Source organism: Crinalium epipsammum PCC 9333, from assembly GCF_000317495.1.
Classification (GTDB): domain Bacteria; phylum Cyanobacteriota; class Cyanobacteriia; order Cyanobacteriales; family PCC-9333; genus Crinalium; species Crinalium epipsammum.
Map to the genome: position 1 here is coordinate 3865949 of NC_019753.1, position 15298 is coordinate 3881246.

The following is a 15298-nucleotide window of genomic DNA, read 5'->3' on the forward strand; positions in this document are numbered from 1 at the left end:
AGCTTCCATCTAAGGAATGTGACCACTATTTCTTTCCGTCTATCTTAAGAGTGATTTACAGGCTTATTTTATTTGTTATTCTTGCTTAAAATTATATTTAATATTATCAGCATTATTTAAAAGTAAAAATAAATATTTTTTTAAAATCTGTAAAATCTAAAAAAAAATACTTAGATAATGCTCGGTTATAAAAATGAGCATTTTTAGTTTGGTTTTTTTTGAGCGGGATTTAAAAAATTATCCAAGCTTAAAATTTAGATCCCCCCTAGCCCCCCTTAAAAAGGGGGGGATAATTCAAAGTCCCCCTTAAAAAGGGGGATTTAGGGGGATCTCTTTGTAAGTAATGAATTTTTTAACCATGCAGAATCTATATTTCCTTACAAATATCCACTGCTTGATAGCCAAGCCACAGAAAATAGTACTGTTGTACAAACCGATAAAATCGTCATTAATCCGGCTGGCATCAAAGCACGAGTACTGATATAACGCCGTACAAAAACAATCAATAAAAATAATGCAATTGAGGCAGCTAGTCCCATTCCTAATACAGGTTGTTGCCCACAAATCCACCAAGCAGCAAATAAGACTGCACCACTAACCAAACCCATAATTAGCGATACTTTACTTTTGGCTTTCATATATCCCATAACGCCGCCGAGTGCAGTTAGGGTTGCATAGATTAGAATGAACCAGTAAGCAATTTGCAATAAATTGTTCATTTGACAAAAAGTAGAAATTAAGTTATTGAGTTAAAAACTCAGTTGTTAGGAGGTTAAGCTTTATGAATACACATGATTTGTTAACGTTAGTGCTGTTACTCACTCCTGGGCTGGCACTTTCAGTTTTTATCATGCTTGCCTTTGCGGCTGGAGGCTAACTACTCCCTAATATTTAACTTTAAATTGAAGGGTGAAATTTTAAACGGCGCTTAACAAAAATAAAATTTGCGGCAACCTCTTTAAGAATCAGCACAAAGTGCAGGTTGCCGCCGTAATATGTTACCCCTATTGGTGTTCATCCTTTAAGTGTCAGTCAGATTGTTTAGACGAATCTGAATTTTCACCATTAGCAGGTTTGTTAGGTAAGGATAGTGACCCCATTAAGGTTTGCTCTAATTCCATGCGATGTTCCATTTGGCGCAGGAAATAGCCAGTCATCATGGCTGAGGCAAGCATACCAGCTAAGTTTTCTCTATCTGTAGTAATTTGCACGTTAAAGTTTTCGGTGGGTAACATACCCACTAGACCTTGAACGTTATGGGAGATAATTTGTTTAATTTGAGGACCAGCAGACTTAGCAACCCGCTCTAAGACTTCTGGGGGTTGATGTTGAAGATATTTGAGAAGTTGGTTTGCTTGTGCTTCTTCAGTCTGGGCGTTTGAGAATTCGTGGTTAAATGCCATTGGGGTTCTAATAATTGATTTGCTTAGTTTCTACTCTAAACGATTGTTGATACAGGTTGCGTAGACCCAAGGGGTAACAACTAAGGTATGTCATTAGCAGGAACTCAATAATTAATTTAATCCTCAATCCTATGACAAAGTTAGGATTGAGATGGTTCCTCTATGGATGGCAGTAGTTGTTCTAATTCAAAGCGTTGGTGGAATTTGTCAGTTACTTGTAAAACAAAAGACCGCCCGCCTGGTTGCCGACGTTTACGCACAAATCCCATTTCTACAAGTTCTTGGACGTGCTGATAAGCACCGCTACCGCGTAGATCGACAAGTTCTGTTTGGCTAATTGTACCTTTGAGTGCGATCGCAGCTAAAGTTCGTAATGCACCTGTACCCAACTCAGCAGGAACCATTGTTTGTAGTAAGTGTTGAAACGACGATCTAAGCTGCAAACAGTAGCCAGATGGTGTTTCCACTACTTCCAAGGCACTATCCCGATGAGCGTAATCTGCCATTAATTCAATAATAGCGTCTTCGGCAGTTTCGCGATCGCACCCCGCAAACTCAGCAATTGCTGTAATGTCGAGGGGTTGTCCCTTTAAATAAAGAATGGCTTCAATTTGACTTGCTAGAGGCATTAATTACAGAAATAAAAGATCAAAGTCCACGCTGATGTGGTATGACACCGCGTAGTGACACATTTTTACTTTAATTGTTTTAATAAAAAACTAGCTCCTTTTCTAGATCTGAATCATTAGTTTCTTCCATTTCTTGTAATGATTGCCAACCCGCTTGCCACTGATTGAGATCCTTTAGCGATTTAGCATTGATCCAAAAACGCACATTAGGATCGCAAGCTGCCACCATTTCCGCAAATACCCACTTGCCTTCGTTTTTGCGGTTGACAACTTGAAAGTGTCTCCAACCCCAAGTTTTTTGGTTAGCAGTCCATTTAGAATTAATTAAGTAAGGAAATTTTTGTTTTTTCGGCATGATTTAATTTATTTAAATAAAAAACTACTAATAAAAATCAGCTTTTGTGCGACTATCTCCAGTATGAGGTTTTAAATTATCATCCCACAATTGATGCCATTTATTCCCATCTATATTAATTTTATATCTTTCCTCAACGCTCTGGTTGTAAAAAACCAGCACTCTGACAAATAAAATTGTATATTCCCTAAGTAAAGGTTGGCATTCCGAAAGTAAATCTCCTCTCAAGTAACTTTGATTACATTGCTTTGCTTCTCTAAGTACTGTAACAAAACTAATAAAATCGGCATCACCAAATTCTTCAAGTAAATCCACTACTTCTGCGTCAAGATAAAAACAGTATCTATCTACTATTTTATTTACAACAGAACTAATACTTGACAATTCCGCAAATAAGTAATCAAGCCAATCTATTTCTTCTCCGTTATTTGATAATACAGGTGCAGTTTTTAGTAAATCGAGAAAGCCTACTTCCTCAAAGTATAAATTATCAAATAAATCTTCAATGGTTTGATAATTTTTATCAGGCTTATTTTCGATAGCAGCTTTAAATATATGAAAAAGCAAGTAAAATTGTTTATTTAATACTAGTTTTAATTGACGGCAAGCAATTTTTCTAAATCTTGATTTTTCTTGTTCTTTCTGAATATCGAGACTACGATTGACTAAAAATAAAACCATTAATATTCCAATTAACTCAGCTACGAGGTTTAAAGACAAATCTTTTAACCAACTCTGACAAACTGATTGATTAAATAAATTATTTGAACAACTAAGAAGTAAATATATCAGTAATATTAACAGGCTGAAAAGAGTAAAGTAATAGCTTTGCCAAATATTTTTAAATTCCATATATTTTTGATTATATGAAATAATTAAAGACGTAGCTATCTACGTCTTTGTGATTTCAACACAAACTTTTACCACTTCTGAAAAAAAATATTAATCAGTAATTTCATCAATGAGATAATTTTCTAAAGAAAAGACTCGGCATTGCAAGTCATCTTTTTGAACACAGATAGCCAATTGATTAACTAAGTATTTTCTATGAGACTTTTTTGCGTCGTGACAGTAAACGTGCAGCTAGTACGCCGCCAATAAACCCAAATAAATGCCCTTCCCAAGATATCCCTCGCTGAGTTGGTAAGATACCCCAAATAACCCCACCATAAAAGAAGCCGACGATTAGGGACAATGCAATTGCTATAAAACTGCGTTCAAAGTAGCCACGTAGTAACAGAAAGCCTAGATAACCAAAGACTACGCCACTTGCCCCAATATGGACAGAGTAAGGGTTTCCAAATAACCATACGCCCAAACCACTAACGAGCGTTGTTATAGCTGTAACAATAAAAAAGTCGCTGGTTTCTCGCAGCATAATTAACCAGCCAAGGGTGAGGAAAGGTATGGTATTAGCAATTAAATGACCCAAACCTCCATGCAAAAAAGGCGCAAATAGTATTCCTCGTAACCCGATGATAGTGTGAGGGCGAATACCGTAGGCGTTGAGTCTCCCTCTGAGAAAGAATAGATCTATAATTTCCAGTATCCACATGATGGCGATCGCACCACCTAAGATTGTGACATGGCTTTTTAATTCACGGGCGATCGCTTTTGAATCGTCTCTACTCACTTAACCTGCCTTGGAATAAGTATTTATGTATTTAGAGTAGCAATTTGCAGAAAGATTCAGGAGTCATCAGCCAGGATATACACTAACCACTTAACATAAATATGGAAGTCCTGCAACTGTTAATCAGGCAACCAATTAATATCAAGTAATTGGCTAAGGGAGTAAGGACATTTTGGCTGAAAATTAACTGAGTTTTGAGTTTTAATTTTTACAAATCCTAAAGCATCTTTATAAAGAGTATCTAATTCAGCATCTAAATAATTACGAAGGTTAGTTGTCAGCTTTCTTTTCAATTGAACCCTGAAATTATAGATTTCTCCCTGCCAGTGAGCTTGATTATATTCCAACTCAGTTTTCCAACACTGTAGTAATAATAAATGACGAATAATCTGTTCTAAAAGGCTGGCTACAGCATTTTTCTTTTCGTTGCCCAAATCCTCTAACTCCTCAATTAAATTCTCGATATCTAGAAGCTGTAATTGGCGATTTTTTAACAACTCAATCGTTTCTTCTAGCCATTGAGAATCATCAACAGCGTAAAGATTTTTTAAATCAGTAACAGTTTTCATAACTCATGCCTTAAAAAATGGTTCAAGTCACACTCATCTACTTCTTTCTCTTTGCTTCATCAGGGTTCACATTGAGAATACCGAGTGATTTGAACATGACTCGCTGAACTAACCGATCAGCGATCGCTTCAGGAGGCAAAACTTCAACCGCTGCATTTAGCTGAACTGCCGCTTTGGGCATTCCATATATGACAGAACTTTTTTCATCCTGAGCGATTGTGTGCCATCCGCGCGATCGCAATAGGCTGAGTCCTTCAGCACCATCTTGTCCCATTCCTGTAAGTAACACGGCGGTTTCCTTGCGGTTCCAGTATTGGGCAAGACTCTTAAAGAACACATCTACTGATGGGCGGTAGGGATAGTCAATGGGTTCTTTTGTGTAGTGCAGAGTGAAGTCAGAACGAAGACTAAGGTGATCGTTGGTACCTGCAACCAAGACAGTACCTTTCTCTAAGCGATCGCCAATGGTGGCTAGTTTTACTGTCAAGGGTGTTTGTTGATTCAACCAATCCACCAGCCCAGCCGAAAACTGCATATCGACGTGTTGAACAATCGCAATGGCAGCACCGAAGTCGGCTGGGAGGCGGGAGAGAATGGCGGCGAGAGCTTTGGGGCCACCTGTTGAAGAGCCAATCGCTACTAGGGGAGGGAGTAGGGTGGAAGGTGTAGAGAATGAAGTAAAGTTTGAAGTTTGGGGTTTTGGAGTTGAGGTTTGAGATGATTTGCCAATTAGCTTGCTAAGAATCGCAATTTTTGTCAGTAGCGGTTGGGCAGACTCTAAACTTCCTTGGATTCCCAATACGGGGGTGTTTACTGCATCGCGGGCACCATACCCCATTGCCTCAAACACCTTCCCGGCATTTTTTTCGACGCTTGCACTCACAATCAGAATCACACAGGGAGACTGTTTCATGATTTGACGGGTAGCTTCCACACCATCAATAACTGGCATGAATAGATCCATCAAAATTAAGTCGGGGGTGTCTTTGGCGCAGTGGGCGATCGCATCTGCACCATCCCGCGCCACCCATGCCACTTCATAACCTGGAACGGTTAGCAGCACTCGCTTAAGGGCTTCCACTGCCATAGCCATATCATTGACGATCGCAATTCTCATCTCAGGTACAGACTTATTCTGATCATGGATTTCTTTACTGTAAATGTTTCCGCAAGAAAACCGAGACTTTTAAGCTATCCTTAATCCTTAGCCAATTCGCTCAGTCTGCTATTTGCCAATTAAATCAACGATCGCGTTCACTAATGTATCGTCATGGAAGCTGCTTTTGGTGATGTAATAGTCTGCCCCGGCTTCCATACCCTGAATGCGGTCATCTTCGCGATCGCGGTAAGACACAATAATGACTGGAAGCGAATTTAATTTGGGATGATCTTTGATCTGTTTAACGAGTTCAATGCCGTTCATGCGGGGCATATCAATATCGCTCAATACAAGGTCGTAATGATTGCTCCGAATGGCTGTCCACGCATCCATTCCGTTTACGGCAACATCCACATCGTAGCCGCGATTTTGCAGCAGCTTTCGGGTCATTTCACGCACAGTAATGGAATCATCTACAACTAGAAGGCGTTTTTGATCGTCTCCTTTTTTGGCTTTCTTCACGTCAATGGGTCTCAATTGACCACTGTTGAGCATATTGTCAATTGAGCGCACCAAATCAGAAACATCCACAATTAAAACAGGCAAGCCATTATCCATTAGAGCAGAGGCACTAATATCCCGAACTTTACCCAAACGCGGATCGAGTGGACGCACCACTAAATCCCTTTCGCCGATAAACTGGTCTACAACCAAGCCATAAGCGTTGGATTGATCGCTGATCGCAACTATACAGAGCGCATCATCAGAGGATAAAACCTCCGGTAAATCCAGAACATGGTGAGCGGCAATCAACCCGATATTTTGCTCATCTTTAGTGAAATATTGGCGACCTTCCACGACATGAATATCGGATTTGGCAAGTTTGACAATTTGATCTATTCGTGCTAAAGGGAAGGCATAAGGTTCACCCGAAATCTCGACAATTAGCGTCCTAACAACCGAGAGCGTGAGGGGAAGTTGAAAGTGAAAATTAGTACCCTTTCGGAATTGAGATGTGGCGCGAATCGTTCCACCAACCTCTTGCACCATACTTTTGGCAATATCTAATCCCACACCACGTCCTGAAATTTCAGTCACCTGTTCGGCTGTAGAAAATCCAGGTAGAAACAGAAACTCGATGATTTCAGCTTCGGTAAGTTGAGCAGCGGTTATGGGTGAAGCTAAATTCTGATCGATAATCTTTTGGCGCATTTGATCGGGATCGATTCCTCTGCCGTCGTCGGTAATGGTAATTGCCAGCATACCGCCACGATGAAATGATTCGAGACGAACTGTTCCTTCCATCGGTTTGCCTGCTGCCTCTCGCTCTTCGGGGGGTTCGATTCCGTGATCGACCGCATTACGAATGATGTGAGTCAGGGGTGCTTCCAGTTTTTTGAGGATATCACGATCGACCGGGGTTGACTGACCAATAATCTCTAGCTTGACCTGCTTATTTAATCGTCGTGCTAGGTCACGAACCATGCGAGGAAAGCCTTGTACTCCATCAACAAATGGACGCATATGGGAGGCAATCACTTCCCTGTAAAGGCGATCGCTCAAATTCGTTGTGCGACGAGCATATAGTTCCAGTTCACCCAAGCGATCCGTGAGAATTTCCCGACATTCTTGGGCTTTACGTCGAGCCATGTCCAGAACTTGCTGGCTTTCTGAATTAATTGGAGTGTTCGCTAATGTGGTATGAATTGTTTCCAGAAGTCTGGCAAGCTCTAATTGACGAGATTTGAGCGTGGTAAAGGAATCTGCAAAAGGTTGCAGCCAATTTGCCTCAACCAGCGATTCACCCGCCAACCCCATAATTCGGTTCAAATTTTCTGCCGTAACTCGCACCACCCGATCCGTTGGGATGGCGATCGTCTCAACAGTGGCAATTTCGGTGCGATCTGCGCTACGCAGCAGCGCTTCGCTATCGCTTTGGCTCAGTGCTGATTGATCGACTGGAACCAGGGATGTTGCTTGGCGATCGCTAAAATCTGGAGGTAGCAGAGCCGCGATCGCGCCATAACAGATCTCAAACTCTTCAGCTTTTTGGGCTAACCATTCAAGTAGATCGACTTCACTTACCTGACTAAGCGCTTGCAGCAAATCAACGCCTTGCAGTAACACATCAATCGGGTCTGAACCTAAGGTAATGATCTGGCTTTGCGCTGCCACAAAGCAATCTTCCATCCAGTGCGCCAGATTAACGACGGCATCTAGAGAAACAATTCGAGCCGCACCTTTAATCGAGTGAGATCCCCGCATCAGCGCTTCCAGTGTCTGATCAGATTGCGGGTTAGCTTCTAGGGTCAGCAGTCCCTGATTCAGAATAGAGATTTGGGTTTCAATTTCCTGACGAAATAGCTCCAGCATGGAATCATCGCTCATGGTCAAAAAACCTTGTGGTTTAGGGTGTAAAACAATAGTTCAGAATCCAAAAAATTCAGCTTCTTATCTTGCCAGGTAACGACCCCTTTGGTGTAAGCTTCCGATGCTTTGGAAATGATTACCGGAGCATCTTTGAACTCATTGATATGAAAGCGGTAGGTTCCATGAACCTCATCCACCGGAAATACCCACTTATTCTCATTTCTTCCAGCAACAATCATGCGTTGCGGATTAATCGTATTAGAGAAATCTGCTGATTCTGCAACCGGATCTAGACCGAGTAAGTCTCTGAGCGAAATACACAGAAGCATTTCACCGCGAATGTTGATCAACCCCAAAAATATAGAGTTACTGCGGTGAGGGACGGTATGAATGGCGTAAGGCGGAGTCACTTCTTGCAGGATGTTGACTGGCAATGCTAACCGTTCGTTACCAAGACGAAAAATGATTACAGAAAGGGTATCTGCGGCGCGAACTAGCGTTCCTTCTCCCACTCCAATCTGCTGTGTGGAAGCTTCTGACAAGATATCCGTCCATTCTTGGAGATACTCAGGTGGAGTATTTCGCTCTAGCAAGCTGCGTCCGGCAGCAGAGTAAACATTGCAGTTGCGGCAGTGGATAACGGTCTTCAGTTCGCCACAGGTGCGATCGCCCATTACCCCAATCTGATTCCAGCAATCGTTCAGTGTGGGATGGTCAAATTCAGAATCGTCTGGTATTGATACCGTATTCAAATAACTTTCCATGGTTTAAGCTGTCACTTTAAATCGAGCAATCTCTGTCTTTAAGCTATGGGCAGCTTCGTCAAGCTGTTCTAAGGCGTAATTGGTTTCTCGTAACGAGCCTGCTGTTTGCTGAGAAGTTTGGCTCAGATGCTCCATCGCTGCGCTAATTTGCTGCGCTCCCTGAGATTGTTCCTCGACGCTCTGACTCACCTGCTCAAAGCGTGGGGTTAATCCCTGCATCTGCTGAATTACTTCAGTAACTTGATCGCTAATTTTGTCTACATCTTCGACGCTATGAACGACAGACTTCGTAAACTTATCCATCTCTGTTACGCCAGTAGAAACTGCCGATTGCATCTCCTTAATCATGTGTTCAATTTCTAGCGTGGCAACAGCGGTTTGATCAGCTAATCGGCGGATCTCCCGTGCTACAACAGCAAAGCCCGCCCCGTATTCTCCGGCTCTCTCGGCTTCCAATGCTGCATTAAGCGAAAGTAAGTTGGTTTGATCTGCCACAACCGTGATGGTTGTCACCACTCTGCTGATATTGTTGGCTCGTTCGTTCATAACTTCCAGTTTGGAAGACACAACCTGAGTCGCTTCTAACAACTGACGCATCACAGAGTCAATATGGTTTAAATCATTTATGCTATTATCTGCTGCCACTGTCGTTTGTTCAGCCATTGCTGCAACCTGCTCCATTGTTTTTACCAATTCCCTTGATGTCGTCGCAATTTGATGAGCCGTTGCCGTCACTTCATTCGTTGAAGCAACCTGTTCTGTAACCGTTGCTTCCAGGTTTTTTCCAGATGCCGTAATTTGGTCGGCAGAACTGGTGATTTGATTACCGGACTGTTGAATGCGATTGACTAAGGCATTCAGGTCTTTATTCATGGTGTAAAAAGCATTCTGCAATTGACCGACTTCATCTTCCTGGTCAGCGAGTGGAATTTGGCTGGTTAAGTCTCCGGCTGAAATCTTTTGGGCAATGTCAACGACTCCAGCAATTTTGGCTCCTAGAGGTCTAGCGATCGTGTTGCTAAAGAAAATTCCAAATAAGATCGCCGTTCCCGGACCAATCAGGATTGCCACAAATGCCCAAAATCCAACTTGAGAAACATCTTTCGCGGATACACGTTCTGTTTCTGCTGCCAAATCCTCATTCATTTTCAACACCGCCAAAAGTGCATCGGTTGAGGCTGTAAAGGGTTGACGGTTTACCTGAACTTGCGTCTCAAGCTCTTTGTAGGCAGCGATCGCCGAACCAGCATTTGCCGCTGAATTTTCAAATAGATTGAAAACTCCCAAGCTCTCAAACTGGAGATTACGTCTCAAAAACTCCTCATGGGCTTTCTTCCACGCATCCCATTTATTTAAAAAGTCTTTATATGCCTGCTTTTCCGCGTTCGACTTAGGAGTCTGTTCATACTGCTGAAATCCCTCCTGAATTTGCTTCCAGGCGTTATCCATGCGATCGATTTCTACCTGGCGCGCATCCTTACCAAGATTGATATCTAGTAAGCCCCGTTCTGACGATTCAATCTGGGTTTGTCCTTCATTAATTTTCCACAAACCGGAGATGCTGGGTACACTATTGTTGGCTAGGGTGTCGATGTGCTTACTCAAGCGAGAACTGCCACTTAGACCCACCAACGCCACAATTAGCACCAAAAGCCCCATGAAGATGAACGCGAAGATCAGGCGTGCCTGCATGGATTGGTTTTTGAACATATCCGGTTTTTCCTTCTAAGCTTCTGTCCTGAGACTATGCTGCAAACGCTGAATTCTCTGCTGAATGATTTTTGCCCCTACTGTATCGCCTTGATGTTCCTTCAATAAGGCGAGGTGAACTAACGCTTCATAAGAGGTTGGCTCCAGGTATATAGCACGTTGAAAACATTGCTGTGCTTGGGCATTTTGCTGGTCAGCCTGATACAGTTCTCCCAAAAGAGTGTAGGCAACTGCACTCGTTTGATGATCGACCAGATAGGCTTTACAAAGCGCGATCGCTTCTGCCGATCGCCCGTCATCCGCTAACTTTCTCACCGTTTGTAAATCAACAGACGGTATTGGTTCAAAGCTTAAATCGTTTGAACTGGCAGATAAATCAGATGCTTTGATTTGCTGAGTGTCGGGCGCAGAGTAATTTTTTACTCCTAAAGATTGCTTGGCGAGGGTTTGAGGAGTTACTGGTTGAGTAATATTAAGGGGTTCCAGTTGGGTCAGCGATGGGTTCAACTTTCGATAAGCAAATGTGAAAGGCTGACGGACAGAGGCATACCGATCTGCGGCAATTTTTCCAGTTTCAGACGCTCCCACAAACAGTAACCCTCCTGGTATAAGTAGGCGATCGAGCGCTGCTAATACTTGTGAGCAAGTTTCTGATTGCAGATATATCAACAAGTTGCGGCAGAAGATGATGTCGTATTGCTTTTTGGTGAGCGTCAGGGAGGTCATTACATTCCCCTGCTGAAAATTGACTAGCTCACGAATGGGCTGGTGTAGTTCGTAACCCTCCGCCGTTTGTTGAAAGTAGCGATCGCGCTTTGTCCAAGCATCGCCACGAAAGGAGTTTTTGGTATAGACTCCGCGCTTGGCTTTTGTCAGGGAGCGTTGACTAATATCAATCGCATCGATCCGGAACTGTTGCGGAAGCAGACCCGCTTCTAGTAGGGCGATCGCCATTGAGTAAGGTTCTTCGCCAGTCGAGCAGGGAACACTCAACACTCGAAGCGGATTGCGTGGCAATAACCGCCACTCCGAGGTGACGTAGGTTTTCAGGTAATCAAACGGCTTACCATCCCGGAAAAACCAGGTTTCCGGCACGATGAGTAGTTCGATCAGTTCTTCTAATTCTGAAGCGGAGGTTCGTAACCGCGCCCAATAGCTCTCTAAGTCAGGCAATTGACAGCCAACTCGACGATTTTCGACAGCTATGGCAATTCGGTTGGAGCCAATTATTTCCGGATCTAAGCCTATGGATTGGCTCAACAATGTGGCGATCGTAGATAGTACCATCATGTAAGCCTAAGCGGTTTTGAATCGAGCAATTTCTGAGCGTAATCCATTTGCCGCTCCATCAAGCTGCCCTACAGCACTGTTCGTCTCCCGTAAAGCATCTACCGTCTGCTGAGATGCTTGACTCAGGTGTCCCATTGCTTCACTAATCTGTTGTGCGCCCATGGATTGTTCCTCAATGCTCTGGCTCACCTGCTCAAAGCGTGGAGTCAATCCTTGCACCTGCTGAATAACCTGAGCAACCTGATGGCTAATCTTGCTGACATCTGCAACGCTATCAACAACAGATTTATTAAACTTATCCATTTCCATCACGCCAGTCGAAACTGCCGACTGCATCTCCTTGATCATCTGGGCAATTTCCAGAGTGGCGACGGCGGTTTGGTCAGCCAATCGGCGGATCTCCCGTGCTACAACAGCAAAGCCCGCCCCGTATTCTCCAGCTTTTTCTGCCTCGATTGCCGCATTTAGAGACAGCAGATTAGTCTGGTCGGCAACCTTATTAATGGTCGTCACAACACTGTTAATGTTGTTTGCTTTTTCATTCATTACCCCAAGTTTAGTCGCGATCGAGGTGGTTGCAGCCGAAAGTTGGCGCATTACTGTTTCCATTCGGTTCAGGTCATTTTGACTAGCACCAGCAGCCGTTGCTGTAGACTGCGCCATCAGCGCCACCTGCTCCATCACCTTGACCAGCGCTATGGAAGTAGCGGCAATCTGCTGCGAGGTTGCACTCACTTCATTGGTTGAAGCAAGCTGTTCTGTAACAGTTGCTTCTAACTCTTTTCCGGCTGCTGCAATCTGAGTTGCGGAAGTGCCGATCTGCACTCCAGACTTTTGCATCTGGAGAATTAGCGAGTTCAGATTTTTAGACATATAGTGAAACGCGGTTAGCAACTGCCCAATTTCGCTACCATCGTTGCTTTGCTCAATTGTTTGCTGTAAATCTCCATCAGCAATCTGCTCTGCTGCTTGCACCACTCTTGGAAGTTGTCGTCGAATCGGCAAAGCAACCCACAAGCCAATCGCCACGATTGCCAGCAGCGTCAACAGCGTTCCCAGAATAATCACTAAGATCTCAAAATTCTTGGCTTGCTCGCCCTCTTGTCGATTCTCATTGAGTCGATCCCCCAGGATTGTGGTGGCTTGAGTGCGTAATTCTTCAAGTTCGCCAAGCCGAGCCTTTGAAAGTTCCTGTTTTGCCTCGTTCAGTTTATTAGCATCAATAAGAGGAAAAACACCTGCTGCAATGCGATCGTCCTCTTCACCAAGCTCAATCATCTCGTTAATCACCGTGCGAGCCTGCGAATCAGTAACGTTTGCTAAATCTTGCTTTTTCTGAAGCATGGCTTTTCGAGCTTCATCGTAAGTCTTTCGGTAAGACTGGTCTTTAGGATAGAGCGCATACCCTCGAGTACTGCCAATGAGTTTAGCGACATCGTAAGCAAACTCATTCGTATTTTCATAAGCGTCAGAAAGTCGCCTTGAGTCTTCTTGCACTTTGATTAAGTGGGCAGTGCTTGAATACAGGATTATTCCCAGCACAATCAGGAAAATAATTGGAATCGAGAAGCCTAGTATTAGACGGTTGGTAATTTTGTTTAACATATATATTGAGGACTAAAAAATTAATTACAAGTACGATAAAAACCTAAAAAAAGATGGTGCTAAACCATTGGTTTTCCCAATTTTTTCCTAGATTCTTCATCAATACTCTTTTTGGTTATGCCTACTCAACCATCAGCAAACAAGCATATCGCTCATCGCTGAAAAGCCGCTCAAGCTCAATACATTGAATAATCCTTTTTTCATCAACGATTGTGCCGCTTAAGTATGGCGCATCCTCAACCCGAATGCTCGAATCCTTAATATCTGCGTTTGATACGCTTAACGTTTCCGTCACCCGCTCTGCCATCAGCCCTAAATATTTTAGCGATTCATTTTGGCGAGGATGTTTGACGATAATGATGCGGGTACTCAGGTAAGAGCGACTCGGTGTACCTTGAATCAAATGACACAGATCAATGACTGGTAGGATGATGCCTCGGTAGTTAAACAAACCCGCCATATATTCGGGTACGTGCTGCACCTTTCTGAGACTGACTCGTGGAATCACCTCAACAATGTGAGTGCCTTCGATCGCGTATAGATCTTTCCCAGCATAGAAGAGTAGAATTAGCACTTTAATGATAAGTTCTGATTGAATACGACAAATAAAATTTCAGGATATTATACGTCTAAAAATGAGAATTTATACTCATCCCTAACCCACGATCGCTGCATAAGCAATGACAACTATATTAAGAACAACAAATGAGCCAGACAGGATCGGAACAGCAAAGCTACGCATCAAATACCGCGAGTCCTGCTCTGATTCACTGAGAAATCGAGTGTAGACGAGCATAATGGCTGTTATGAAGATGTAAATAATGGCGATAATGTGGATGAAATCAATCAGGGTGACAGAATTGGTACTACCCAAATCTGATGTTGCTGCTTGCATATTTACTAAAACTGCAAACAAAGTACCGACAAAGATGCCCATGCGATCGCCAAAATCTTGATCCAGCAGCAACGTCATGATTGAGAGTGCAACAGCCGCATAAACTCCAATCGCAAGTTTAAAGAAACTAACTTTGCTCTGGCGGTTGATTGTAATTGATACAACTAAGCGCGATCGAGAGTTCGCTTCTTTTTTGATTCTGGGACTACCAAAACTGGTTCTATAAGGGAAATTTACCTGAGAAACCTTAAAGTTTGTAATTTCCCAACCTTCTACATCTATATTATGTTGATAGTCTGAGTTAGTAAAATCGGGGACATGAACAAAGTTGGAAGCATCTAATTTCGCTTCCTCAAGGGAAATTTCCAGTTTATGGCGATCAAATGGATAATTTTTTGTGTCCCAGTTGTGATATAAAGTTGTGCTAATTTCCTGTTCAGACCAGAATACGTTTTTATTTGCCTTAAATGTATCCGACTGATTTTCACTTCGAGAAAAACTGGTATAATCCCTACTAACTTCCCTATTATTAATCACCTTTAGGCTTTCTAGGGGTTTTAGAGTCTCAAAAGGACAAATGCTCCAGACCCAAAAGTTTGCTGCAAACGACTTTTCTGCTGGATTAAAATCTCGTAAAGATGTCAAGTAAACTCCGAGTTGACAAGTTTTTGGAGATGTTACAGCCTCCGCCTGAACTGGCATTTTAGACAGCCACACGCTAAAAACAGCGATCACTAAGCAACCAATTAAGGGTATCTGTTTGACAATTGTTCTAACCGCAGGGTGATGCTGTTTAGAAATATATCGCGTCAATCATCAACTCCCTCGCTAAATAACCCCTGATTTTATCAGCAAACTATTCTTACCTAATGTTTATTAATTACTTATAGAACTTTTCAATTAATATCAAACATTAATTGAAAGCCTAGCCTCGGTAGGCGGGCTTTGTTAGTGTAGCTGCACTATGTGCGGGTGT

15 protein-coding genes are annotated in these 15298 nt (G+C 42.8%); all 15 read right to left on the reverse strand.

Annotation, left to right across the window (positions count from 1 at the left end):
• Nucleotides 1-377: 377 nt before the first annotated feature.
• Nucleotides 378-719: a TMEM14 family protein gene (locus tag CRI9333_RS16870; RefSeq protein WP_015204383.1), complete on the reverse strand. Its 342-nt coding sequence runs from the start codon at nucleotides 717-719 to the stop codon at nucleotides 378-380.
• 309 nt (nucleotides 720-1028) lie between these two features.
• The gene (locus CRI9333_RS16875; protein WP_015204385.1) at nucleotides 1029-1403 is read right to left on the reverse strand and encodes a DUF760 domain-containing protein; all 375 of its coding nucleotides are present in this window, start codon (nucleotides 1401-1403) and stop codon (nucleotides 1029-1031) included.
• Between the two features lie 140 nt (nucleotides 1404-1543).
• Entirely contained in the window at nucleotides 1544-2032 is a 489-nt protein-coding gene (scpB, locus tag CRI9333_RS16880) for an SMC-Scp complex subunit ScpB (RefSeq protein WP_015204386.1), read from the reverse strand.
• Nucleotides 2033-2111: 79 nt separating this feature from the next.
• A complete protein-coding gene (locus CRI9333_RS16885) occupies nucleotides 2112-2387 on the reverse strand; it encodes a TIGR02450 family Trp-rich protein (protein WP_015204387.1) in 276 nt (91 codons plus the stop codon).
• A gap of 27 nt (nucleotides 2388-2414) precedes the next feature.
• Nucleotides 2415-3239, reverse strand: coding sequence for a hypothetical protein (locus tag CRI9333_RS16890; protein WP_015204388.1), 825 nt, complete (start codon nucleotides 3237-3239; stop codon nucleotides 2415-2417).
• Nucleotides 3240-3432: 193 nt separating this feature from the next.
• Complete coding sequence (locus CRI9333_RS16895; protein WP_015204389.1) at nucleotides 3433-4020, reverse strand: rhomboid family intramembrane serine protease; 588 nt, start codon at nucleotides 4018-4020, stop codon at nucleotides 3433-3435.
• Nucleotides 4021-4139: 119 nt separating this feature from the next.
• Nucleotides 4140-4589, reverse strand: a complete 450-nt coding sequence (locus tag CRI9333_RS16900; protein WP_015204390.1) for a DUF29 domain-containing protein — start codon at nucleotides 4587-4589, stop codon at nucleotides 4140-4142.
• A gap of 37 nt (nucleotides 4590-4626) precedes the next feature.
• The gene (gene cheB / locus CRI9333_RS16905) at nucleotides 4627-5706 is read right to left on the reverse strand and encodes a chemotaxis response regulator protein-glutamate methylesterase (RefSeq protein WP_015204391.1); all 1080 of its coding nucleotides are present in this window, start codon (nucleotides 5704-5706) and stop codon (nucleotides 4627-4629) included.
• 108 nt (nucleotides 5707-5814) lie between these two features.
• Nucleotides 5815-8082, reverse strand: coding sequence for a hybrid sensor histidine kinase/response regulator (locus tag CRI9333_RS16910; protein WP_015204392.1), 2268 nt, complete (start codon nucleotides 8080-8082; stop codon nucleotides 5815-5817).
• Nucleotides 8079-8822, reverse strand: a complete 744-nt coding sequence (locus CRI9333_RS16915; RefSeq protein WP_015204393.1) for a chemotaxis protein CheW — start codon at nucleotides 8820-8822, stop codon at nucleotides 8079-8081. Before CRI9333_RS16915 ends, CRI9333_RS16910 begins: the two co-directional genes overlap by 4 nt.
• Before the next feature lie 3 nt (nucleotides 8823-8825).
• Nucleotides 8826-10532: a methyl-accepting chemotaxis protein gene (locus CRI9333_RS16920; RefSeq protein WP_015204394.1), complete on the reverse strand. Its 1707-nt coding sequence runs from the start codon at nucleotides 10530-10532 to the stop codon at nucleotides 8826-8828.
• Between the two features lie 15 nt (nucleotides 10533-10547).
• Nucleotides 10548-11819, reverse strand: coding sequence for a CheR family methyltransferase (locus tag CRI9333_RS16925; protein ID WP_041226097.1), 1272 nt, complete (start codon nucleotides 11817-11819; stop codon nucleotides 10548-10550).
• 9 nt (nucleotides 11820-11828) lie between these two features.
• Nucleotides 11829-13427 (reverse strand): methyl-accepting chemotaxis protein, encoded by a 1599-nt coding sequence (locus tag CRI9333_RS16930; RefSeq protein ID WP_015204396.1) that lies wholly within the window; start codon nucleotides 13425-13427, stop codon nucleotides 11829-11831.
• 121 nt (nucleotides 13428-13548) lie between these two features.
• Nucleotides 13549-14001, reverse strand: a complete 453-nt coding sequence (locus tag CRI9333_RS16935; protein ID WP_015204397.1) for a chemotaxis protein CheW — start codon at nucleotides 13999-14001, stop codon at nucleotides 13549-13551.
• An 81-nt stretch (nucleotides 14002-14082) separates the two neighbouring features.
• Nucleotides 14083-15135 carry a hypothetical protein gene (locus CRI9333_RS16940; RefSeq protein ID WP_041226098.1) on the reverse strand — a complete coding sequence of 351 codons (1053 nt, stop codon included), beginning with the start codon at nucleotides 15133-15135 and terminating at the stop codon, nucleotides 14083-14085.
• Nucleotides 15136-15298 lie beyond the last annotated feature (163 nt).